Annotated in this window: 22 protein-coding genes; 15 read left to right on the top strand and 7 right to left on the bottom strand. The window is 59.4% G+C overall.

From position 1 onward, the window contains the following. The 7 genes from F9929_RS00005 to F9929_RS00035 form a co-directional block, all read left to right on the top strand. A partial coding sequence (locus tag F9929_RS00005) for a tyrosine-type recombinase/integrase (RefSeq protein WP_152044483.1) occupies positions 1 to 543 on the top strand: 543 nt, incomplete at its 5' end. Further along, positions 540 to 1,334: a hypothetical protein gene (locus F9929_RS00010; protein ID WP_152044484.1), complete on the top strand. Its 795-nt coding sequence runs from the start codon at positions 540 to 542 to the stop codon at positions 1,332 to 1,334. The genes F9929_RS00005 and F9929_RS00010, both read left to right, overlap by 4 nt. 127 nt (positions 1,335 to 1,461) lie before the next feature. Further along, positions 1,462 to 1,683, top strand: coding sequence for a helix-turn-helix transcriptional regulator (locus F9929_RS00015; RefSeq protein ID WP_152044485.1), 222 nt, complete (start codon positions 1,462 to 1,464; stop codon positions 1,681 to 1,683). A gap of 211 nt (positions 1,684 to 1,894) precedes the next feature. Next, positions 1,895 to 2,143, top strand: a complete 249-nt coding sequence (locus F9929_RS00020; RefSeq protein WP_152044486.1) for a hypothetical protein — start codon at positions 1,895 to 1,897, stop codon at positions 2,141 to 2,143. After that, positions 2,140 to 2,751: a hypothetical protein gene (locus F9929_RS00025; RefSeq protein ID WP_152044487.1), complete on the top strand. Its 612-nt coding sequence runs from the start codon at positions 2,140 to 2,142 to the stop codon at positions 2,749 to 2,751. Before F9929_RS00020 ends, F9929_RS00025 begins: the two co-directional genes overlap by 4 nt. Beyond that, positions 2,751 to 4,292, top strand: coding sequence for a YfjI family protein (locus F9929_RS00030; RefSeq protein WP_152045169.1), 1,542 nt, complete (start codon positions 2,751 to 2,753; stop codon positions 4,290 to 4,292). The genes F9929_RS00025 and F9929_RS00030 overlap by 1 nt, the downstream gene beginning before the upstream one ends. Positions 4,293 to 4,295: 3 nt before the next feature. Next, positions 4,296 to 4,871 carry a hypothetical protein gene (locus tag F9929_RS00035; protein WP_152044488.1) on the top strand — a complete coding sequence of 192 codons (576 nt, stop codon included), beginning with the start codon at positions 4,296 to 4,298 and terminating at the stop codon, positions 4,869 to 4,871. A gap of 315 nt (positions 4,872 to 5,186) precedes the next feature. On the opposite strand, the gene F9929_RS00045 is transcribed toward F9929_RS00035, so the two are convergent. Both F9929_RS00045 and F9929_RS00050 read right to left on the bottom strand, forming a co-directional pair. Next, positions 5,187 to 7,481 (bottom strand): bifunctional diguanylate cyclase/phosphodiesterase, encoded by a 2,295-nt coding sequence (locus F9929_RS00045; protein WP_152044490.1) that lies wholly within the window; start codon positions 7,479 to 7,481, stop codon positions 5,187 to 5,189. A gap of 764 nt (positions 7,482 to 8,245) precedes the next feature. Further along, positions 8,246 to 9,001, bottom strand: a complete 756-nt coding sequence (locus F9929_RS00050) for a GNAT family N-acetyltransferase (protein ID WP_152044491.1) — start codon at positions 8,999 to 9,001, stop codon at positions 8,246 to 8,248. Positions 9,002 to 9,277: 276 nt separating this feature from the next. Between F9929_RS00050 and F9929_RS00055 the strand changes: the two genes are divergently transcribed. From F9929_RS00055 to F9929_RS00090, 8 genes are all read left to right on the top strand, one after another. Next, the gene (locus F9929_RS00055; protein ID WP_152044492.1) at positions 9,278 to 9,508 is read left to right on the top strand and encodes a hypothetical protein; all 231 of its coding nucleotides are present in this window, start codon (positions 9,278 to 9,280) and stop codon (positions 9,506 to 9,508) included. Further along, complete coding sequence (locus tag F9929_RS00060; RefSeq protein ID WP_152044493.1) at positions 9,508 to 12,222, top strand: glycoside hydrolase family 24 protein; 2,715 nt, start codon at positions 9,508 to 9,510, stop codon at positions 12,220 to 12,222. Before F9929_RS00055 ends, F9929_RS00060 begins: the two co-directional genes overlap by 1 nt. Positions 12,223 to 12,227: 5 nt before the next feature. After that, complete coding sequence (locus tag F9929_RS00065; protein WP_152044494.1) at positions 12,228 to 14,231, top strand: hypothetical protein; 2,004 nt, start codon at positions 12,228 to 12,230, stop codon at positions 14,229 to 14,231. 76 nt (positions 14,232 to 14,307) lie between these two features. Beyond that, positions 14,308 to 14,799 (top strand): hypothetical protein, encoded by a 492-nt coding sequence (locus F9929_RS00070; protein ID WP_152044495.1) that lies wholly within the window; start codon positions 14,308 to 14,310, stop codon positions 14,797 to 14,799. A gap of 11 nt (positions 14,800 to 14,810) precedes the next feature. After that, positions 14,811 to 15,473: a hypothetical protein gene (locus F9929_RS00075; RefSeq protein ID WP_193227551.1), complete on the top strand. Its 663-nt coding sequence runs from the start codon at positions 14,811 to 14,813 to the stop codon at positions 15,471 to 15,473. Positions 15,474 to 15,477: 4 nt separating this feature from the next. Continuing rightward, complete coding sequence (locus F9929_RS00080; protein ID WP_152044497.1) at positions 15,478 to 15,741, top strand: hypothetical protein; 264 nt, start codon at positions 15,478 to 15,480, stop codon at positions 15,739 to 15,741. A 98-nt stretch (positions 15,742 to 15,839) separates the two neighbouring features. Continuing rightward, the gene (locus F9929_RS00085) at positions 15,840 to 16,202 is read left to right on the top strand and encodes a hypothetical protein (protein WP_193227552.1); all 363 of its coding nucleotides are present in this window, start codon (positions 15,840 to 15,842) and stop codon (positions 16,200 to 16,202) included. Between the two features lie 10 nt (positions 16,203 to 16,212). After that, positions 16,213 to 16,422, top strand: a complete 210-nt coding sequence (locus F9929_RS00090) for a hypothetical protein (protein ID WP_152044499.1) — start codon at positions 16,213 to 16,215, stop codon at positions 16,420 to 16,422. Between the two features lie 181 nt (positions 16,423 to 16,603). Here the strand turns inward: F9929_RS00090 and F9929_RS00095 are convergent, their stop codons facing one another. The 5 genes from F9929_RS00095 to F9929_RS00115 form a co-directional block, all read right to left on the bottom strand. Continuing rightward, positions 16,604 to 17,722: an acyltransferase family protein gene (locus F9929_RS00095; RefSeq protein ID WP_152044500.1), complete on the bottom strand. Its 1,119-nt coding sequence runs from the start codon at positions 17,720 to 17,722 to the stop codon at positions 16,604 to 16,606. A 508-nt stretch (positions 17,723 to 18,230) separates the two neighbouring features. Continuing rightward, a complete protein-coding gene (locus tag F9929_RS00100; protein WP_152044501.1) occupies positions 18,231 to 18,428 on the bottom strand; it encodes a hypothetical protein in 198 nt (65 codons plus the stop codon). A 113-nt stretch (positions 18,429 to 18,541) separates the two neighbouring features. Continuing rightward, entirely contained in the window at positions 18,542 to 18,919 is a 378-nt protein-coding gene (locus F9929_RS24850) for a helix-turn-helix domain-containing protein (RefSeq protein WP_152044502.1), read from the bottom strand. Between the two features lie 876 nt (positions 18,920 to 19,795). Beyond that, positions 19,796 to 20,680 carry a HEPN domain-containing protein gene (locus F9929_RS00110; protein WP_152044503.1) on the bottom strand — a complete coding sequence of 295 codons (885 nt, stop codon included), beginning with the start codon at positions 20,678 to 20,680 and terminating at the stop codon, positions 19,796 to 19,798. A gap of 9 nt (positions 20,681 to 20,689) precedes the next feature. Further along, positions 20,690 to 21,571 (bottom strand): hypothetical protein, encoded by an 882-nt coding sequence (locus tag F9929_RS00115; protein ID WP_152044504.1) that lies wholly within the window; start codon positions 21,569 to 21,571, stop codon positions 20,690 to 20,692. Positions 21,572 to 21,716: the final 145 nt, after the last annotated feature.

Here is a 21,716-nt window from a genome sequence, read left to right on the forward strand (position 1 = left end):
CGGCAGGCCGAAGGGGTAGGTGCGCGAGCGCTGGAGTTTGCCATTCTCACGGCCGGCCGTACCGGTGAAGTAGTCGGCGCACGCTGGAGCGAGGTCGATAAGGACGCAAAGCTATGGACGATCCCAGCGGAGCGCATGAAGGCCGGCCGTCCGCACCGCGTCCCCTTGTCAGATCGGGCCCTCGCCATCCTTGACGCTCTGCCGCGCGAGGACGGCAACCCGCATGTCTTCATCGGTGACAAGAAGGGGAAGCCGCTCTCGAACATGGCGCTCCTGATGACCCTCCGGCGAATGGATCATGCTGACATCACCGCGCACGGCTTCCGGTCCACCTTCCGCGATTGGGCTGCGGAGACGACGGCCTATCCCAGCGACATGGTGGAAATGGCTCTGGCGCACACCATCGGGAACAAGGTCGAAGCTGCCTATCGGCGTGGGGATCTGTTCGAGAAGCGGCATCGCATGATGGCTGATTGGTCGACCTTCTGTGGAGCGGTTAAGCCGGCCGGCGACGTCGTGAAGCTGCGGCAGCATTTGCCATGACAGAAACACGCATCAAACCTTGGCAATACCCTGCCGCGAAAAATGCCGTTCGGCTCGCTCATATCGACTTTTATGATGTCGCCCGTCCGTTGAAGATCGACGGGATAGTGATGGGTTTGCATTCCAAAGATCCTCGCCGGGTTCGACTTCTAGAATGCTGGTCAAGGATGGACCCTATTGCGTTCGCAAGACGAGCGCTTGAAGTTTCTGTGTTCGAAGCAGATCGCGCCATTGAGGAACGTGCCAAAGCAGACTGGGTCAGCGAACTCGAATACGGGATCGCGCTTGCGGACAACGCGATGAGGAGCATTGGGAAGCTCAATTCGTTTTTTGCGAATGATAGAAAGACGAACGATAAGCTGACGGCCGAGGCCATCTCTCACCCGTTGCAAACTCTAGCCGCAAGGATATTGCCGCAGGCATCAGCCGCAGAGCGCCGCCAATGGGCTCAAAATGCTGCTCAAACTCTGTTCGCCTCCCAGGAAACCCTGTTCACGCTGACTAAGCAGATGACGGCTGACCGCAACGCAATAGCCGGCACGAGAGAGAATACTGAGGGGGTCGAGAAGCGAGCGTTCGTCCGTACATGGGCGCAGGCGTGGGTAGCGCTAGTGGGACGCCTTCCTGGCAAGGGGACTGAACACAATCCATTTCTGGAACTCGTAAAAGCCGCCTGGACAGACGTGAATGGTCCCACGGATCAAAGCTTTACGTCTGCGCTTAGAGAATGCCTTAAAGCGAATAAGGGCCCGGACCTAAGCGTAAATGAGGGCTTACCTTCTTGGGCTTGAGCATAGGATCACAAACCCCTTTGCGAATAGCTTAGGGGTCCGACACCTCAAACGCCTCTGACTTTTCCGTACCTTTCCAATCGAAGCCGGAAGCAACCGCTCTGGCTCGAAGCGGAAAGGAACCTCGATGGTTCAGACCATCCTCCGACGCCCCGATGTTGAGAAGGCCACCGGCCTTCGGCGGAGCGCCATCTACGACCTGATTGGCGAGGGCAAGTTCCCGAAGCCCATTCGCCTAAGCCGCCAGTCTGTCGGCTGGTTGGAAACCGAAATCGCTGACTGGCAGCGCGCCCGCATCGCGGAGCGTGATGGCCGTCGCTTGCCCTTGAACATGGAGGCGGCAGCGTAACCATGACCCATAAAATGGAACTGGCGCTCCGGGGGTCGCAAACCCGGAACGCCAGCAAAACGGAAAAGCAAGGCAGCACTTCCAGTTCTCAGAATTATAGCTTGCCGGTCCTCACGGCAATGCCTTCGACAGAGCGCAGCGGATCTATCTCGCGCGTCGTGTCCTACGGCGGCCGGCTGTTTGCGGTCGGGTACTATGCGGGAGGCGCTGCATGACCGCCCCCGTTTCCCCAATCTTCGGCAAAGGTCACGTTCTCATCGACGCTGGCCGCTGCACTGATGGCGATGATGCGTCCCTTGTCGGAAAGTGGGTCTATGTTGTTGCGCTCGTAGATGGCGATGGCTCCACGCTTCACAACTACATCGGCCCTGATCGCCACGCCGCTGATACTGCCGCCGTTGGCTTAGCGCGCGACTTCGGCATCCGCATTGTTGACCGCTCCACGGAGCCGGCCAAATGAGCGCCGCTTTGGAACTCATGGCGGCTCGCGGCCGGTTCTATGCCGCTGCAAGGCCGCATCCCGCTTACCTCGGTTTTGTCCGCGACAACGGCCTGGGCGTTCGCTCCCTGGCCGATGCCGACCCTATCCGCGACTTCTGCGGCGCGTTGGCGGTCACGACGATCCGGCCGTTGCGTGACGGCGGTTTCGAGTTCGCCCCGACTAGTGATGACAAGGCGGTGGTGGCCGCCGTCATCGAAGCATACGCCTCTGACTGCGAGACCGTTGCGGATCTCGTTGCATGGCCGGTAGCGGACCCCACCCGCGTCCGACGCATGTTCGGTCGGGCTGACTGCCTCGGGTCGTGGAACATCGCCTCGGCAGCGAGCTACGTCCTCGATACGCCCCTAATGGCCTACAGGACGCCCTTAGCGTGGCTTCAGGCCGGTTGCCGGGGTGTCGTCGTCCTAGACCCCGCCATCGCAGCCCGCCGCCTTCTCGACGCGGCCGGCCCTGTCTCTGGTGAGGATCGCCAGCACTCCGAAGAACTCGCGACGATGGTTGCCGCCTTGGCCGGCTCTGTCCGTTTCGTCGCCCCTGTTTCCCCCGAAATCAGAAAGGCCGCGTGATGCAAGGCCGCGAATACGAACCCCTCAACCCCAACCCGCCTATCAGCTTCGAAGACCGCCGCCGCGAGCGGGGGAGGTGGACAAAGCCGTTGCCCATCGTCAGCACCTTGCCGGCCGTCGCCCGGTTCGTCCCTGATCTGCTTCCCGAGGCGTTGCGCGATTACGTCTTCGACGTTGCTGAGCGCCAGCAATCGGCTCCCGACTTCTCAGCTGTCGCCGCGCTTTGCGGCCTCGCTTCCGTCATCGGCAATAAGGTGCGGATCGCGCCGAAGCGCAATGACGATTGGGTGGTGGTGCCGAACCTATGGGGTGCCATCGTTGGCCGGCCGTCTGCGATGAAATCGCCGGCCATGACTGCCGCCCTTGCGCCGGCCTATGCCCTTCAAGACGAGATGCGAAAGGGTTGGGAGGAAGAATGCAAGGACATCGCGGCAGATAACGACCTTGCCGGCCTCGACGCGGCAGAAGCGAAGAGGAAGGCGGCAAAGGCCCTAAAGGTTGGCGAGCGTGACGAGGCCAAGCGCCTCCTTAGAGAGGCGAGCGGGGACGAGGCGAGCGAACCGCCATGCCCGCGCCTCATCGTCAACGACGCGACCGTAGAGAAGCTTGGCGAGCTTTTGAACGAGAACCCGAATGGGCTTCTTCTCATCCGCGACGAACTGCCGGGCTTCCTGGCTCGCATGGAAAGCGAGGAGTTCGCCAGCGACCGCGCCTTCTACCTCGAAGCCTTCAACGGTGATGGACGCTTCGTCTATGACCGGATCGGGCGCGGCACCGTCCATATCGACAACTGCACGCTATCCATTATCGGCGGCATTCAGCCCTCGCGCATCGCTCCCATCGTTCGGGGCGCGGTATCGGGCGCGAGCAACGATGGCCTTATCCAGCGTCTTCAGATGACGGTATGGCCGGATGATCGCGCCTCATGGAAGTGGGTAGACCGCCGGCCGTCGCTGGAGGCTCGCCAGAGCTTCGACGCGGCATTCCGCCATGTCCGCGATATCCCAACGAACGAGAGCGGGGAGCCGACCGTCCTTCGCTTCTCGGATCGGGCGCAAGGCTTCTTCCGCGAGTGGATGGAAGAGATACAGAGGGAGGCGCTGAGCGGCGCGCTGGCCTCCACGATGGAAAGCCATCTCCTTAAGATGCCGAAGACTATCGCCAGCCTCGCGCTCATCTTCGAACTGGTGGAAGGCGATGGACGCGGCGAAGTCTGCGAGGCGGCAACGCTCCGGGCGTTGGAATGGGCCGATTACCTTCGCAGCCATGCCGCCCGTCTCTATTCGGCAGGCCAGACCATGACGGAGGATGGCGCTCGCCTCATCATCGAGCGCCGCCGCCAGTTGCCCGACACGTTCTCGGCTCGCGATGTTCAGCGAAAGGCATGGAGCGGGCTATCGGATCGCGATGCGGTGGCATCCGCCATAGAGATGCTTGTCGCCACGCACCACTGCCGGGAAGAGCAAACGCAACCCGGTTCGACAGGGGGGCGGATCGCGACGGCCTACGCTTGGAACCCGGCATTGAGCGGGGAGGGTTGAGCCGTGGGACGTTGGCTTGCCCGTCTTCAGCAAGACGAAAAAAACACAGAAACACTCAGAGACGGAACTGACAAAACTGACAAAACCCCGTCAGAGCCAGTTCTGTCAGTTTTGTCAGTTCGTAATCCGGGCAAATCCGCAGAATTTTTGCCCGACGACATCGAACGCGAAGAGCGTCTAGCCGTCTATGGCGAGGCGGAGGACGACGCAGCGCAGGAACGTGGCGAGGTTGCTCATCATGGGCGGCCCGAAAAGGTCGGAGGCTCGGACCTTAAACCGACCATCGCCGCGCCCATCCGTAGCGCCAAAGAGAGTGGCAAACTTGTCCACTCTCCTAACGTCAGCGCCGGCCGCTTCGAGGACCGTCCCGCCAACTGGATGCCCGAACCCGGCCCTGGCGTCACGATCCTGCGGCCGGCCGTAGAGGTTTCGGCTGCGGAATACGACCGGCATCTAGATATGATGATTGCTGCACTGCCGGCCGGCTCTCCCGAGGCCTACCGGCTCACCTTCGCGAAGAAAAAAGGGTGGTGTGTGGATCGTGGTCGCGAGCGGATCTTCATGCGAGGGCGGATATGAGAAGTCGTCAGCCGTTCCTCATGACTGAGAATGAAGCCGTTTCCTTGAAAGAGGCAGCTCGACGCGTTCGTTTATCGGTAGACACGATCCGTCGTTTGAACGCCAAGCACGGCATTGGTCGCCAGATGGGCCCGCGCTCGCCTATCGAGGTCTCGATGCCCGCTCTTGTGATGCTTCGACATGGCGATATGGAAGCACTTGAGTTGCTTCGGAGAGGGCAACGAGAGAACTCGAGCGTCCGTCGATATTTCGATCTTCTCGGGCGGCTTTAGTCGGTGTGATTGCGAAACGATCATGCGCGGTGGAAAGAGAACACTACGCACGAGCCGATGCCGCAGGCGAAGCCAACTTCGCCTCAGACCTTTCGAGACGTTCATGCGTCTGCATGTACTCTTCCAACTGGGCTGCGGATAACGGTCGAGAAAAGAAATAGCCTTGTAGCTGGTGGCAACCTAGCGCTTGGAGGATCGTCGCCTCGAGGTTGGTTTCTACACCTTCTGCGACGATTTCCATGTCCATCGCTCGCCCGAGCTGGACGATAGAACGAATGATTTTTTCCGCGGAACTCGCCCGAGATGAGCCGTTCACAAACGATCGGTCGATCTTAAGCTTGTCGAAGCGGAAATCGATCAGGTACTTCAAGCTGGAGAAGCCGGTCCCAAAATCATCTAGTGCAATGCGGAAGCCTAATCTCCGAAGTTCCCCGAGCGTTTCCTTCACCCGGTACGAGTTTTCCAGAAGCAGGCCCTCAGTGATTTCGAGGGTGAAGCGGTTTGCTGGGATGCCTGCGTCTTCGACTAGACCATTCAGAACAGCAGCAAGGTTGTCTCGTCTGAACTGTACGGGCGATAAGTTGACCGCGATCTCGATATCTGGCCACAAGGCCGCCGCTTTGATCGAGCGCCGCATTACCCATTCGCCTAGTTCGATCATCATTCCGCTCTCTTCGGCGATCGGAATGAAAGTCGAAGGCGAGATCGCGCCCTTCGTCGGGTGAAACCATCTCAAAAGTGCTTCGACGCCGACTAGTCGCCCTCTTTGCGCTTCAACTAGCGGTTGGAAATGAAGATCCAATTCGTCATTCGCAAGCGCTTTGCGGAGGTCGACTTCAATCTCCCTGTTGGCAGCCAGCTCTGACGCCATTTCATCCTTGAAAAAAACGGCTTGATCTCGTCCCTGCCGTTTAGCGACGTAGAGGGCGATATCCGCATTGCGCATCAACTCTTCTGTCGTGGACCCATGCAGTGGGTAGCGCGCGAGGCCAAGAGAAGCCGTCACTCGGATCGGTGATCCACTCACGAAGAAGGGCTCCGAGAAAGCCTTCGCAACGACGGTCCCGAGCAAAAGTGCGTCCTGACTTCTGGCAAACTGCTGGCAAATCGCGAACTCGTCGCCGCCAAGCCTCGCTAGGAAGAAGGTGTCGTCAAGACTATCACGCAGCCGCCGAGCCACCTGCTTTATCAGTTCGTCGCCGGTTAGGTGTCCCAGCGTATCATTCACCTCCTTGAACCGGTCGATGTCGAGATAGCCAATCACAAGCCCGCCCAGAACGGCATTTGGCACTCGTTGGCTGATCTTTTCGGTGACCTTCTCAACAAAATGGAACCGGTTGGGTAGGCCTGAGAGCGCATCATGACGAGCATCGTGACGAGCGGTCGCCTCGTTTCTCGTCAGTTCCATAGAAGCATTTGTCAGACGCTTCAGCATCCTTGCGGAGAGAAGCCACATCCCGACGACGCCAATAAGTACGAGGGGGAGAATGACGTTCAATAGCGGCTGGCCAGGCTGACTGGTTGTCCAAGTCAAGTAGCCACCTGATTGCCCGTCGTCGGTTACAAACCGATCAGAGACCGTGTTCTCAATAGATGCGTCATTCGGCGTGAAGCGAAGGTCTGAGATCAGTAGGCTTCCGCCGACTGTCTCCATAAATTCGGCATCGATTTCAACAATCGTGACAAGGAGATAAGGGCGTCCTTGGAGTAACGATAGATCGATGTTCGGAACAATGGTCGTTGCAGCAATGATTGCCGGCTTGCCATCAATCAACGTAATCTTTGCGCCCCATTTCGCGGAACGAAGAGCCCCTTTGAGAAAGTTGTACCGTGCTTGCTTGATGGCAAAGCCAGCTGTTCGGTCCTCAACGGTATTCTGCTTCCATCCACGTGCCGCGTCGATGACGCTGCTGAGGTCGGAGGAACGCTTGTCAAAGGCTAACGCCTTCTCCTTTTCGCCGTTGATGAAGGCGTAAATAGGAGCGTTGTCGCCGTTAAGTATGTAGACTTCGTCATGCCCGAAGGTCTCGGCGAAGTAGTAGCCGAAGTTAGCATCGGCGAAGCTCTCATCGAACTGATTGGAGACGTGCTCTACCGCGTCGTCCCACCAAGCAATCGTTTTCTGCTGCTCTAGCGTTCGTTCTACAGACTGCGAAAGGGCATTCTCGATCCGAGCTCGCTCGGCCGCAATTTCGTTCGAGTTTGCGCGCCATCCAATCGATGCGATCAGGGCGATAAGCACGAAACCCGCGATGCCGATTGCGCACGCAATCCCAAGAGTGAGCGCTCGGAGCGAACGTGGCGGAACATCCAGGGAAGGTTGTTGCAAGCGATCCATCGGCACCTCGATCTAAGCGAACATGCCGCACGAATGCTAAAGCCGAAGTAAATACTGATCGATGAACATCCTATCGTTAATGTTTTCCGGTCTCTTTATTCACCGTCTAAATATTTCAATTCTTCAGAAAGCTAATAGATCTGTAGGGTTGGTCATCTTACCATGCATGTCGCACGGTCCAAGAACTTGAAGGGCAAACTCAGCCAACTTATGACCGGACTAGGAGCGGTTTGCGTTTGATGCTCGAGAACTTCGAACTGTATCGTTCGTCGCAGGATTGGTTGCCGGAGTATGTCCGCTCGAGTTTCGGACTATCGGGACTGCATGGTATCCCTGAGCAGGCTCATATCAGCGCACACCGCGGCTTCCTGATGTGTCAAGTACTCACGATCTCCAACATAGAAGTTTTAGCAGCTTACGTATGCCCAAACGCGAGATGGCGTGAGCCTGTTGATTTCGATGATGCAAACTCATCCGGCTGTGACCACATAAAGACTGACTTGCAGCGATCGATAGAAGATATTCTCAGATTGACGAACGCAGGAGCGGTGTCAGCTGACGAACTGCTCCTGTCATTCGGTAGGCTGAGGCCGCTCACTTTTGGAAATGGTCGTATTGGTCGTGCTCTGTGGATGTGGCGGACGGCGAAAGGAGCGGGAGCGGAGTTCGATCGCCTCCAAGCGACACGCTTAGCTCCTGCTTCACCGCCTTTACATTCATAGGGCGAGCCAAACGCCATTCAGGTTCGACGGACGGTGTTGGCTTTAAAGCTGATATCCGACCCAAACGTTCGGTTCTTCGTAACGTCCAGTATCATGTTCGAGGCTGATACTGACGGGAGCGAGGCCGCCTTCGAACGCGTACCGATCCGAAACCGAGAAGCGCCGGCCGGCCCACGTTTCCCAGAACGCAACATGCTCTTTGACAACCATGGAGCGTTCGCACGAACGGATGATGCGTGCACCCTGTGAGAGGTGGCTTCGTAGCCACGGATCGAAGCATTCACCTCTGTCGTCCCGCCAATGCATATATGTGTCCATCGGCACAAATGGATGGGTGCTTTTAGCGGACGGCCGAACTGGTACAACGACCGCATCTAGGCGGCGTCGTACCGCCAAGGCCTTCAGTTCTTGGATCATACGTCGGGCATAACCCTTGCCGCGATGTTCGGTCGATACTGAAACAGCCAGTGCGCCAAGGACGTTTGCAGGTTTAGCTGCGGGATTTCCCCCCGTTTCTACAAGCCAATCCCACCCCTCGGCGGGAAGATTATTCAGATCGCCAGTGAACGAGAAGGGCACGCAATTCACTAAGGCTACCGGTTTCCCGGAAGCAGCGGACACTAGGCACAACTGTAGGTCCGCATGTTCTTCCAGAATGGTGCTGTAGTAGGCCTGGTGGGCTGAGGTGTGGCTCAGGAAGCCGAATGGCGCCCATACTTGATCTTCCAAAGCGCTGGCATCGCGCGCTATCGCTGCGCTTAAATTTCTGGAGCAGACTACTAAGTCGTCTTCGGCCATCGCCTATCCGCCTACTTTTAAACATTTGAGCGGAACAGTTCATGGTCCATTAACGGTGTCAAACACTGATTGCGGCCGGAAAATTGCGATTATTTTGGCCCCACGTAAAACCCCCGTCGCAAAGGGTTTCCGCCAGTAATTTTTGGTTAACCCTGTTTGAAAGAATTCCGCTCGAGCGAGGTCGTCTATCGCGGTGCCTATCCATGCATACCCGTACACAGTCCTCATGGCAGTCGGTTCGTGATCCACTCCTCCGAATAACCGGAGGATCAATAAATGCCGTCCGCCCAACTCGTCCTGAACGGCGCTCGCGTTAATCGAGACTTCCGTGAAGCGCTGTTTGATGCCGCCAACCGGGCGGGTGTTACCCCGAATGAGTTTTGCATCACCGCCGCAGCGGAGAAGCTGATCGCAGGTGGTCGGCGCTTTCCTGGCGTGTTTCACGTCAATGACTTCGAGATGGTCGGTGTAGCTAGCCCGGTCGGCAACGCTGTGAGGGCTGCATAATGGCCGCGTCTCCGGGTTTCATCTTCGGCGGCAACACTGGCGTCTCCTACGACGAGTTGCAGAAGCGCCGCGCCGTCGTCCAAGCCATGATGGAGCAAGCCCGCAATTCCAGCCCGAAGAACTTGGGCGAGGGTATCAATGCCCTTGGCGGCGCGATTGGTGCCGCGCTGGCCAATCGCTCGCTCCAGAAGGACGAGGCGGCGATGCGGGAGAAGCAGGCCAGCCTATGGGGTGACATCGACAATGCGATGCGTGGGTCTACCTCGGCCCTCGCTTACGATCCTGCCGGCCCGGCGCTTTCCGGCGCTACAGGCTCCGATGCTTCGGCTCCGAAGCTGAAGTCCAGCGCGGCCGACAACGACAACGGCCTTCAGCCTTTCCAGACGGCATTCCTTGATACGCTGGCCGGTCCTGAGAGCGCAGGAGCCTACAACGTCAAATACGGTGGCGACACCTTCAGCGATTTCTCCGACCATCCGCGGCAGGATATCCCGATCCAATCCGGGCCGAACCTCGGCAAGACATCGAGCGCGGCTGGCCGCTACCAGTTCCTCGGAAGCACATGGGACGACGAGGCCAAGAAGCTCGGGCTTTCCGATTTCAGCCCCGCCAATCAGGATCGCGCCGCGTGGTCGCTGGCGTCCGACACGTACCGTAAGAAGACGGGCAATGACCTGTCGGTGGTGCTGCAATCGGGCGATCCCGATGCCATCGCGGGCGTCGGGCCGGCTCTTAAGGATGTTTGGACATCGCTACCGGGCGGCATCGAGCAAGGCACGAATACGGATGCCTTCACCTCCGCTTACCAGGGCGCGCTCAGCCGCAGCGGTTCGGCTCGCGCTATTCAAGCGGCGGCACCTGCGCAGGGCCAACAGGTTCAGGTCGCAAGCTTGGACCCTTCGGCGGGCATGGGCTCGGCAACTCCTTCGACCACGCGGCAAGCGCTGGAGCGCGCATCGGCGACGGTGAACGCGGCGCAGGCGAGCGGCGCTTCTATCGACGGGCAGATGAGCCCCGAAGATCAGGCTCGCTACAACCAGCTTGTCGGTCGCGAGCCGGGGCAGGTAGACCAGAACGCGGTCCCCTATACCGGCCCCGCGGAATACAACACGCCGGAACTGCGCCTCGATATGAACGGCGCTCGCGTGACGCGGGATAGCGAGGAGCGGATGGCTCCGGGGAAGCAGGCGGTCGTCAACGCTCTGATGGCGCAGGGAGGGGGCGCACAGCCGCAAGACCCGACGCAGCTTGCGGCCCTGCCGTCGCCGCGGATGGTGGATGCAAACCCAACCCCGCCGGCGGCCTCCACGTTCTCGCCAGCCGTCCAGCAGGCCGCGGCGAACGATCCGAGCTTTGACGGCTTCAGCCAGTCGGGGCCGCCGGAGACCATGACGCGCAAGATTGCCCGCATCATGATTGATCGCGGCATCGGCCTGCCCTCGGCTCCCCCGTCCCCTGATGGGCAGGGTGGGCGGGAAGTAATGGACATGATCGACCCGGCGGGGGCTCTGGAGCGTGGGGTGGCCTCGCAGGGCGGCCCACTCGGACACTTCGGCGATCCGAATAGGAACTCCGTCCAACGTGTCGCCGAAGCCCAGATGGTCGGGCAGGCCCAGAACGGGGCGGACCCCACGGCACTGATGATGCGGGTGTTAAGTTCGCCCTTCGCGACGGACGAACAGCGCCAAGTCGCGGCGCAGGTCCTCCAGCGCTCGCAGTCGCGCCAGGATCTCACAGACCGTCGAAGCTACGAGGCGAACCAGGCACAGCTAGAACGGCGCAACGCTTGGGAAGATTATCAGCGCAAAGCCCGCTTCGATGCTGAGTTGAAGGCGGCCGACCCCGATGTCGCTCTAGATCGTGACTACAAGCGCGCGCAGATCACTGCCGCTACGTCGAAGGGGTCGGGCTATCGAACGCTCAGTGCAGAAGAAGCCGCATCGCGTGGGCTTCCGCCTGGGGCAACCTACCAAATCGGCCCGGACAACAAGGTTGATGCCATCGGCAACGGCAAAGGCCAGACCATCTCCATCGGCGGTGGCGAAAACAAACAGGTCTTCGATGCGATGGCGGAAAGCGCTTCGGGCGCTCGTTCCTCCGTGTCGGGCTTGAAGGCCATTCGAGACGCCCGCCAAGCGATCGATGCCGGCGGTATCTTCGGCGCAGGTGCCGATATGCGCCTTGGGCTCCAGAAGGTCGGCGCTTATCTCGGGGTCACGGACCCGTCAGCGATCACGAACACAGAAACGTTCCGGGCGGCCATCGCTCCGCAGGTTTCGGCAGTCCTGAAGTCCACGGTCGGCAGCGCCAACATCTCCAATACGGATCGCGAGTTCGCAGAGAAGGCGGCGGGCGGTAACATCACGTTGGAGCCCGCCAGCATCAAGCGCCTTCTCACCATCATGGAGAAAGCGTCCACGGAAGCGGTCGCAGGCCATATGTCCCGGCTCGATAAGGTCTATCCGGCAGGCGGGCAGTTCGAACGGGAGCGGGCGCTCTTTGGAGTGGATATGCCCGACATGACCCCCACGCCTTACGATCCGCCTCCGACTGGAAGCCCGCCACCTGCGCCGGCTACCAGTGCACCGAACATGGGAGCCAACTGGCCTCAAGGCGGGCAGGTATCGCGTCCCCGCACGGATGCTGAGTTCAACGCTATTCCGAAGGGTGGCCTCTACGTCGATCCCGACGACGGCAAGACCTACAGGAAGTAACGCCCATGCCTCGCTTCTCTGGAACCCTTGTCGAAGATGCCCCGGCTTCGGAGCCGGTGCGCCGGCCGCGCTTCAGCGGAAGGCTTGTGGAGGACATGCCGCAGGACGGCGGCGGCAGCTCCAACGGCTACAAGATGGCGCGCGGTGCCTATCTGGGCGCACTCGACGGTGCATCCCTATCCTTCGGTGACGAGCTTGGCGCAGGCCTCGGCGCAGCGTCGGAATACGTGAACAGCCTTCTGCCCGAAAGCGATGTCTTGGGTACGGGCAAGCCGGGCCGCTCCTACGCCGAAATCCGCGACCAGATCCGCTCACAAAACCGTCAGGCGCAGGAAGAAGCTCCCGGCTCCTACCTCGCTGGGCAGCTTGCAGGCGGCATCGCCTCTAGTGCTCCTATCGCAGGTGCAGGCCTCGTTGGCGGCGCAGCGCGATCCACGGCGGCTAGACTTGCCATAGCATCAGGAACCGGAGCCGGCGCGGGTGCCGTGCAAGGCTTCGGCGCTGGCGAAGGTGGTCTCAACGAGCGGTTCAAAGAGGCTGGGAAGGGAATGGTGATTGGCGGCGGCCTCGGCTTCCTGTCTGTCCCCGCAGGGGCCGCCGTTGGTCGCGGCCTGAACTATGCCGGCGACTTCCTGGCATCACGCGGGGGCCCGGTAGGGCGCTCTGGCCAAGACCTTCTCCAGCGTACTCTTGCCGACGAAGGTTTCACCCTCGAAGACGCCGCCCGCCGCGCCCGCGAGATGGGGCCGAGCGCCATGCTGGCAGATGCAAGCGAAGGGCTTCGATATCGCGCCGAACAGATCGCGCAGAGCGACAACCCGGCACGCTCGGGTGTTATCGGTGCCCTGAAGGATCGAAGCGCGGCGGCGGGCGGGCGGATCAATTCGGCCTATGACAACGCACTCGGGCCGCGCCCCAACGTCCACCAGACGCTCACGACCATGGCGAAGGAGGCCAAGGGCCGTGCCGATCCTCTCTATGCGCGGGCCCGCGCTGAAAATCTGCCGGTAGACGTGAACCCGGTTATCCAGGCCATCGACGGGCAACTGATGACGCCGGCCGACCGTATCGCCGGCCCTTCGGGGCTTCCTGCCGATGAGGTGGACAAGGCGCTATCGTGGGTTCGTTCGCATCTGACGGACGGGCAATCGCAGCGAACCGGCATCGATCACCTTGACCGGCTTGAGCGCCGTGTCAGAGCGCAGACGAAATCGGCATTCGAGGGCGGGCGCTCCGATGTCGGGCACGCGCTCAACGAGGTGGGCAAGGTGCTGCGAGGCCAGATGAGGGCTTCCAGCCCGATCTATGCGCAGGCCCGCCAAACCTTCGCCGATGACATGAGCGTCAAGGAGGCTTTCGAGACCGGACAGAAGCTCTTCGGCCGGAAGGTCCATCCCGACTTCCTCGCGGCCGAAGTGGCGGACATGAGCGATGCGGAGCGGCAGGCCTTGCAGCTTGGCACCCGCTCGGCAGTGGACGACGCCATGGGGCAGGTTCGCAACGGTTCGCTCAAGGGCCGCCAGCTTCTCGATAGCGACTTCAACGAGCGCAAAATCTTGACGGTGCTTGGCGAGGACGACGGTCGCGCCCTCATCAACTCGCTTCAGGGCGAACAGGCGATGGCCGAAACCGCGCACCAGGCAATCGGCAACTCGGCAACGTCCCGGCGGATGGATAACCCGTTTCGGGTCCAGCAGCGTACGGCCCAGGATCGGGCCGTTCCTGGCATCCTGCGTAGCGCAGGCAATCTCAACTTTGGTGATGCCGCTTTCCGGGGCCTAGAATACGCTCAGGACGCCCTCGGACGGCGAACAGCCTCAACGATGGCCGGGGAGCTTGGACCCGCGCTAACGGCCACCGGAGACGCCAGGGAGCGCATCGTTCAGGAGCTTCTAGCGAGGGGAGCGCGACGCGAAGAGGCGCGGGCGGTCGATCCGAAAATCAGGGCCGTCACTGAGGCTCTTATTCGGGGCGGTGCGCTTGCTTACGGCCAGAACGCTCTCCGATGAGTACGCCAGCGCAAAGGCCGGCGATTGCGCCAGCAAGGAATGCGACAGCCATAGGCGGGATCGCATCCACGAACCAATGCAGTCCGAACCATGCGGGGATCATGATCGCGGCGAACAAGATCAGCGCGGCAGCTCGCCAAAGGAATACGGCGGCAGGGCTCAAGCGTGCGTCTCCAGGCAGTGCATTGCCGAACCATACGGCACGAAATGGGCAGGGAGAAGCCGCATGATGTCGCCTTCAGCGTCGGCCGTCGCCGCCGATCTCAATGAATATATGCGCGCTGCCGGCCCCAATGCCGACAACGAGCATATCCGGGCGATGATGGATTGGTTCTGTTCTGCGCCCTGCCACACGCCGGAAGATGCGCTCGCGCTCGCTGCGTGGACTTCCAACTTCCTCGGCGCTGCCTTGAACGAGATGCCAGAACCGGCCCCCGGCGAAATGGACAACGCCCGGTTTTTCGTTGGGCTCTCTCGCGCTCTGACGCTGAAGGCGATCACGGCTCTGGAGGCGACGACCGGCACCGCGGCCGAAAGCTACAACTGCGAATTTCCGACCTGGAACTGAGAGGGTAGATGATGAGCATCCTAAACCAACCTCTGGACGGGGGCACTTACGACAGCCCCCACGACACTCCGGCGGCCAAGGCTCGCCGCAAGGTGGTCGGTGCCATGATGCAGCAACAGATGGGCTATCCTTCTATCCCGACAGCCCCGGCGCAGTCGCCTATGGGTATGTCACCCATGGCAGCGGGACCAATGGCGGGCATGGCCGGCGGCGCGATGATGGGCGGCGCGGTCGGTGGGCCGGTCGGCGGCCTTCTAGGCGGCATCGGCGGCGCAGTCTTGGGGGGTGCGGTCAATCGCGCCCGGATGGGTTCGCCTTCGCAGGGCGCGCAGAACGCTCTAGGCGGCGGCTGGGACGGCTTCTCGCAGGGTGGAGGCACAATGCCAGCTGCTCCGGTTCGCGCTAACTCCGCAACGCCTATGGACCCGCACTCGGCATCGCTGGCGAAGGGGCAACGCTCGATAGACGAACAGCGGCGGGCGTTGGCATCCTCGCAGCCGCAGAACCTTGGCCAAGGCATTGCGGCTCTCGGAGAGGGCTTCAATCTTGCCATGCGGCAGCGAGCGCAGAACCAGGCGGCGGCCGACCCATGGTCGGGTATGCGCGAGACGACAACCGGCGCAGCCGGGGGCGGCTTCGATCTCGGCGGCGCACTCAAGCGGATTTTCGGGTAAAATCATGGCGACGTTCAAAGACCGCTTGGCTCGGCTCGAAGGTCGGATGGGAATAAGCGAGGGCGTTCCCCGCGTCATCTTCGTGACTGGGGGAGGCACGACGGACGAGGAGTTCAATACCTTCCTTGCCGCGCAGGGCGTTCACCTCATCCCGCGCGATCTCGTTTTCCGCACGGTCTACGAGGCACAACCCGGCACCGCCGAGCCGTCCACGCCCATGCGCATCACCAGCGTGACGAAGCTAGACGGCCGTCTGCAAGCGGGCTGAAAGAAATCAGGAAAGATCAGACGTTGGGGAAAGTTGGTGGCGCTAGAGAAGGCGCAGGACGCAAGCCGGGAGTGATGAACCGCCGATCGTCGGACACGATGGCGGCGCTGATTTCGTCAGGTCTATCGCCGGCCGAATACCTGTTCAGCATTTTCCGCGATGAGAAGGCGGATCCGAAAGACAGGGCATGGGCAGCAAACGCGGCTGCGCCCTACGTCCATCCGCGCCTTGCTCCCGCTGCGCAGCGTATCAGTCTCGACCTGCCCGATACGGCGACGGCAGAGGGCGTTCGGGATGCCATTGCTGCCGTGGTGCAGGCAGTTGCCAAGGGCGACATCGCGCCGGCCGAAGGCCAAAGCCTAGTGGCCGTCCTCGAAGTTCAGCGGAAGGCAATCGAAGCCGTTGATGTCGCCGAGCGGCTGGCGGCCGTCGAACAGCAACTAGAGAAAGGCAACAGGTAGGAGAAGCACAATGCCGAAGGGATCGATTGTGGATCGACTGGCGGCTGTAGAGCAGCAGCTTGCAGGGCGGCGTTCGATTATGTCGAAGCAGGAACGAGATGCGATGGTCGCCGCATCGCTTGCAGATCCAACGAGCCGAAAGCGGGCGCTGGCAGCATTGGTGCCGAATGATGATCGCGGTCGGGCCGTCATAGAGGCGTCGTTCCGCGCTGCTCTGTGAGATGCCGTCCAGCGCCACGCCTAAAGTAGGCAATGATAGGCTGCGACTTCCGTCAACCGAAGCCCGAAGTGTCGCAAACGCCGCAACTGTCGCAAGCCCCGGACCAGTTTCCAGCGCGCCGAATTATCGCAACATTCGCAGGGGTCGAACTGATTTTTGGTACAGATCGGCCGATCCATGCCTACCGTGTACGCAGACGGCGTTTCCGAAGAATTCCTTTCAGGGCGTTCATGACTGGTGTCTCGTAATAGGCTCCGATTGCATATCCGACAAAAACGATTGCAATCAGATGCAGGAAAGCTGGTTCAAAATAGTGATGGCTCAGGAAATCGCTGTGTTTGGCAATGAACTGCATCACATAGATGGTGAACCAGTGAAGGAGATAGACCGGATAAGAAACGAGCCCAAGAAACGCGAACCACTTGTGATAACTGGCGGGCCTGCAGTTGACGCCGCAAATCACTATGAGCAGCAAAGCGGCGAGGGTAGGAGCATAAAGCCAGCCTCCGATCTCGAACGGGATCATAGCAAGGGCCAATAGGCTGGCCGAAAGCACGAAGATATTGGCTTGAAACTTCGGTAAGCGTCCGGTTTTCCATAGCTCTCGCAGAAGCACCCCCGCGAAGAAGCCCGCTACGACCCTCGGGAACCCAGCGAGGAAATTAGTGCGCAAGCCTCCTCCAAGCGGGCCCATAATGACAACGCCGATAAGTCCAGCGAGTGTCAAAAGGCAAAGCGTGCGGACGGTGAGGAATTTGGCGATCGCGAGATAGAGAACATTCGCAAAAATCTCGAAGAACAGCGACCACATCGGTGGGTTCAGGCTGAACGAGAAGACATTGACCGCATCAGCTCCCAGATACGGCAGGACAACAAACGAAAGAGCGGCTGTGATTGCTACAACCTTCAGATCATACGGATCTGCTGCGTTGATAGAGTTATGCAACAGAGCCAAACCGACGCCGCCAGCGGCACCAATAAGCAGCATCGGATAAAGGCGGATAAATCGACTGATCAGGAATTGCCGCCTTCCTTTCGGGACAAGGATGCGGTCTGCATATGAATGCGCGATTACAAAGCCGCTCAGGATAAAGAATAGGTCTACGGCAAGCTGTCCATTTGGGATGGCAGAGTTATCATAAGTATGAAGAAGAACAACGAGTAGGGCAGCAACGCCACGCAGTCCGTCGAGGACGGCGAAACGATGGATCCTTCCAGAATTGTCAGGAGCGGATTGATCCAACGGGATATTACTGCCTAGTAAGCGCGTCGTCATTTCAAATACTGCAATACAGAACACGAGCGCGCACCGAGGTGCAGAACTACGTTTCGTTGATTTCTGGGTCGGTCGCCAACGTTATAGCGTTCACGCGTGCGGCAGGTTTGCATGTGGCATCGAAGCTTGCGGAAGTTCAAGCTAAAGGCCGCCATACACCTAATATCACATGAGTTTCACAAGGCGTTCAGCCTCGCGCAAGTTTTGCCCGCAAATCTAGAGACGCATGATTTGGGAGAGGGTCATGGAATATCTTATCTTGAGTGTGGCTGCTGCTGGATGCGGTTTTGCAGCCATCTTCATGTATGGCCTCTGTGGGGTGAGTGGGGAGTTACTCGTGGCAACTGAAGCAACACAGGAAGATTGCACTCGCAGTCTCGCAAGCGATGGCTTCCGAACTGCATCTACAGGACGCCATGACAATACAGCCGGTTCGTACTGCTTGGGGCCTCTTTCCCCGATCTGATTGGACAGGGTTTCGAAGGTTTTGAGGGTTTGCGATCCAGGCAAATTCAGAAAATTCGCGGTGGGTTCAGTCTACCCGCTCGTATTCGAACCAATCGAACTCGCCATCAATCCTGGCTCGGCCCGTCGTCTCCAGATCCTGACGTAGCTTTGCCGCCGTATCGGCCCCAACCTGTTGCCTGACGTATCCAACAAGGTCGTGCAACTCGACAACCGCGCCTTGGACGCGATGCCGTGATGAGCAATCGAAGACGCGGACCTTCATTGCGCCGGGCTCCGTTCAAATCCTTCACGGTGAAAGATATGCCCGTATCAGCTGCCGCCGCTTCCTACGATAGCGCGTAGTGTCGCCGGGGTTCTGTCAGTTTTGTCAGTTCGTCAGGCGGGCGTTTCTTCGGTTTTCGAATGCACTGGGGTCTCATCCGAATGTTCTTCGCTCGCAGCTTGGACGCAAACCGCCGCGATCTCCGTGAACAGCACGTCGTGATCTATGTTCAAAACGCTGGCAACCGCAGCCAGCCGATGTGACGGTATGGCTGTTCGTGCGCTTTCATACGTTTGATACGCTGCATGAGACACGCCGATTGCCGAAGCTAGAGTGCTCACTCCCAGCCCGGCCTCTTTCCTTTTCCGCTTTAGGTATACCGCGACCGCTGCGCGCTCTGCAGGGCTACGGCTAGGCCGCTTGCGCTTCCTTTTGAATGCTTTCGAGCTGGCTTCGTCATGCGAGTTCAAACGAGTTTCAGGCTTCACCATGCAATCGAGTTATGCCGCGAACCTCGCCAGCGTGACCTTCTTGCGCGTGTAGCTGGCCGGACCAACATCAAACGCTTCGCCATTCGCTACGAGTTCGGAAAGCGTTTCGCCGAGCGCTCCACCAGCAATTGCCAAGGATCGAGCGGAACAGTCACGAGCGACGCGCAAACCCAAAGAGCGCATGTGGGAGCGAGAAAAGCAGTGCAGAGCGAGCGCCGCACGCTGAGCGTCGGAAAGCTGAAGTACGATCTCAGTCGTCCGAGCATCATCGGAGCGGAGGAGGGTTGCTAGCAGATCGAGGGGAACGGGACTGGTGGGTTCGTTGGGTCGATACCGGGTCATGCAATTGTCTCGCGGTTGGGTTCCGAACCCTAAGTTTGAAGCCTTTCCCATGACTTGCGGTGTGCGTCAGCAGCGCCGACTACCCTTGTCCGCGATCTACCCATTCGACGGGTTCTTTGGTTGAATTTGCTGACCTAGTTCTGTCAGCATGATCCGCTGAGAACCGTCGCCAGACGTACGGAACTCGATCAAGCTGTGAGAGACTAGAGCCGTGATCCCGATCAGTAACTCAGCGGGCAAATCAGCGGCTTCTAGTCCCCTTTCTCCCTCCACAACTAAGCGGGCCAGAAGTGCGACTTGGGACGGCTGAAGATCCGCGAATTGAGCGATCATAGGAAAGCACCGATGCGGGTGTCAGGAGGGCCTAACAAAGAGGCTGCCCATCGTGCGACGCTTTGGCAAGTTATATTCTTGCGTTGTGTTGAGGCCCGCTCTTCGATTGCAACTGTGCCAGCGCTCATCAGAACGCGCCCGCCGACCTATTGGCGCTAATGGCACTATTGGCACAAACGCGGCATATCGCTGTTTTGCGTGTTACGTCTTGTGCAAACCGTGCTTCTCGCGGGCACTCTTTATTGCGTCTTTGATCTGCTCCCTTACTCCAGGATCGTTAGACTTTCCTTTTGGCACTTGGATGTTTTCCAAAAGCCATTCTGCGACTTCGATGTTGTCAGCTACGAAGTCGCGATCGTCACTTTCGAGAGGTTCAATAAGGCCCCAGCAAATGACTGGGTTCCGCGACATCGAGCGCGAACGGGCTCCTTGGTGAACAAAGTCAGGTGGAGCGAACGATAGGTTGAGGTTCAAGGCTGCGTGTCGTCGGGCTGTATAGATCTGCTCATCTATTAGTCTGTCGAGCGGCATATCTAACGAATTCAGCCAGCTCGGTTGTTCAGCTAAGAGCGTGCGATACGTCTTCGTCGCAGTGGTGCAACTGGCATCTGCAAAAACGGCACCTTCGAGTTCGCAGCCAAGCCGACGCAGAGCGAACACAAGTTGGTCAAGCATATGCACGTCTTGAGCCTGCGCTACGTATCCATACGTCGCATATCTGTTATCGGGATTGCCGTTTTGATCGAGCCACGACACGAATTCGGCTGCCGTCCGAGTACGCCAACGACCAATGTTAAGTTTGGTCGGCTGAAGCAACTGAACGGGCAATAACTCAGCAGCAATCTCGCTCACATTGGCATAGAGGCGAACGATATCATGCTTGTACGGTTTGCTTGATCTGCCGTTTAGCAGCAGGACAGCCTTCATATATTTTTCCACGGCATGGACGGCGAGCCAAAAGAAGTCTGTGTGGAAGCCTTCGAACGCGCACCATCGTGCGACGATATAATTCTCGTCAGCAGTTCGAATAAATAGCTCGCGAACCAATCTGGTCTTATAGAGCCGAACCCTCGATGTCCCCTGCATGAGCCTTCCCTAAGTGCGGTCCTCCAGTTGCCATTCGAGATCGGTGACGATCCTGAGCTCAACCGAAACGTCCAAACTGAAGTGCTTGGCATGCTCCACGAGCATTCTGCGCGCAGCCACCTCTGCAGCCACCCGTCCTTTACACTCCTCATGACGCACATGCTCGATGTCATGGGAGTTCTCGTCAATTCGCCGATGGAGTTCGAGAACGGCGAACCATATGCCGCCCTTCATGCGGCGGCGGCGTACGACCTCGGCTCTAACATCAGCCATTTCGGCTACCGCCTTAAAGAGCGGAGCGACCTCGCGATCTTCCTTTACCCGTTGCCTGGCTTCGAACGCCAAGCTCTTCAAGGCCGGTTCGGTCAATCGGCTAAGATGCATTGGAACGCGCCAGAAGTCCTTCGATATCTCGCGGATCGCCTCCTTCGCCTCATAGGTCAGCGGAGGGCGTCGTGACGCGATACCCTTTGCATCCTTCAGACGCTTCGCGCCCTTCTTGGCCCAGATGTCATCGACCACAAGCTGGATGTCCTGGGCGGAGGGCTCCCAGCGATGCCGAAAGTCTGCCATCTTCCGATCAAGCTTCGGCTGAAGACTGACAACCTTTCCGCCGCCGGCTTTCTCAGCAAAGCTGCTGTTCAGGAACTCGAAGGCACTCGCCCTCAGGCTTTCATCGATCTTTCCGTCTTCATCGAAGTGCCAGATCGACGCCTCGCTGTGCCGGACATATTGCGGCTTGCCGTCCTCGCTTTCGAGCAGGAAACCAAGGACGCGCTGGCTTGTGCCTGCATAGCACGGGAGTGCGTCCGTTCCCCGGATTAGCCCTTCGACCAACCGCTCTGAAAGTCGTAGCGGATCGCCTTCGTCGGGGAAGATGTAATGGCGCATAGGTCGCCCTTGGTCGGTGTTGAGGCTCGACTGCCGGGCGTAGCACGACACGCGCCTGGGTCGTGCATCAATGTGTTTGACGCAGCTTCAAAGGTGCCGCGAACCAATCGAGAGCCTCGGCGACGTTTCCTCCCGTCGTGTTCCG

Source organism: Aureimonas psammosilenae (genome assembly GCF_009176975.1).
Taxonomy (GTDB): domain Bacteria; phylum Pseudomonadota; class Alphaproteobacteria; order Rhizobiales; family Rhizobiaceae; genus Plantimonas; species Plantimonas psammosilenae.

Coding starts and splice junctions, on each gene's coding strand:
- F9929_RS00010 (WP_152044484.1), top strand. CDS start 540: ATGACAGAAACACGCATCAAACCTTGGCAATACCCTGCCGCGAAAAAT.
- F9929_RS00015 (WP_152044485.1), top strand. CDS start 1,462: ATGGTTCAGACCATCCTCCGACGCCCCGATGTTGAGAAGGCCACCGGC.
- F9929_RS00020 (WP_152044486.1), top strand. CDS start 1,895: ATGACCGCCCCCGTTTCCCCAATCTTCGGCAAAGGTCACGTTCTCATC.
- F9929_RS00025 (WP_152044487.1), top strand. CDS start 2,140: ATGAGCGCCGCTTTGGAACTCATGGCGGCTCGCGGCCGGTTCTATGCC.
- F9929_RS00030 (WP_152045169.1), top strand. CDS start 2,751: ATGCAAGGCCGCGAATACGAACCCCTCAACCCCAACCCGCCTATCAGC.
- F9929_RS00045 (WP_152044490.1), bottom strand. CDS start 7,481: ATGGATCGCTTGCAACAACCTTCCCTGGATGTTCCGCCACGTTCGCTC.
- F9929_RS00050 (WP_152044491.1), bottom strand. CDS start 9,001: ATGGCCGAAGACGACTTAGTAGTCTGCTCCAGAAATTTAAGCGCAGCG.
- F9929_RS00055 (WP_152044492.1), top strand. CDS start 9,278: ATGCCGTCCGCCCAACTCGTCCTGAACGGCGCTCGCGTTAATCGAGAC.
- F9929_RS00060 (WP_152044493.1), top strand. CDS start 9,508: ATGGCCGCGTCTCCGGGTTTCATCTTCGGCGGCAACACTGGCGTCTCC.
- F9929_RS00065 (WP_152044494.1), top strand. CDS start 12,228: ATGCCTCGCTTCTCTGGAACCCTTGTCGAAGATGCCCCGGCTTCGGAG.
- F9929_RS00070 (WP_152044495.1), top strand. CDS start 14,308: ATGCAGTCCGAACCATGCGGGGATCATGATCGCGGCGAACAAGATCAG.
- F9929_RS00075 (WP_193227551.1), top strand. CDS start 14,811: ATGAGCATCCTAAACCAACCTCTGGACGGGGGCACTTACGACAGCCCC.
- F9929_RS00080 (WP_152044497.1), top strand. CDS start 15,478: ATGGCGACGTTCAAAGACCGCTTGGCTCGGCTCGAAGGTCGGATGGGA.
- F9929_RS00085 (WP_193227552.1), top strand. CDS start 15,840: ATGGCGGCGCTGATTTCGTCAGGTCTATCGCCGGCCGAATACCTGTTC.
- F9929_RS00090 (WP_152044499.1), top strand. CDS start 16,213: ATGCCGAAGGGATCGATTGTGGATCGACTGGCGGCTGTAGAGCAGCAG.
- F9929_RS00100 (WP_152044501.1), bottom strand. CDS start 18,428: ATGAAGGTCCGCGTCTTCGATTGCTCATCACGGCATCGCGTCCAAGGC.
- F9929_RS24850 (WP_152044502.1), bottom strand. CDS start 18,919: ATGGTGAAGCCTGAAACTCGTTTGAACTCGCATGACGAAGCCAGCTCG.
- F9929_RS00110 (WP_152044503.1), bottom strand. CDS start 20,680: ATGCAGGGGACATCGAGGGTTCGGCTCTATAAGACCAGATTGGTTCGC.
- F9929_RS00115 (WP_152044504.1), bottom strand. CDS start 21,571: ATGCGCCATTACATCTTCCCCGACGAAGGCGATCCGCTACGACTTTCA.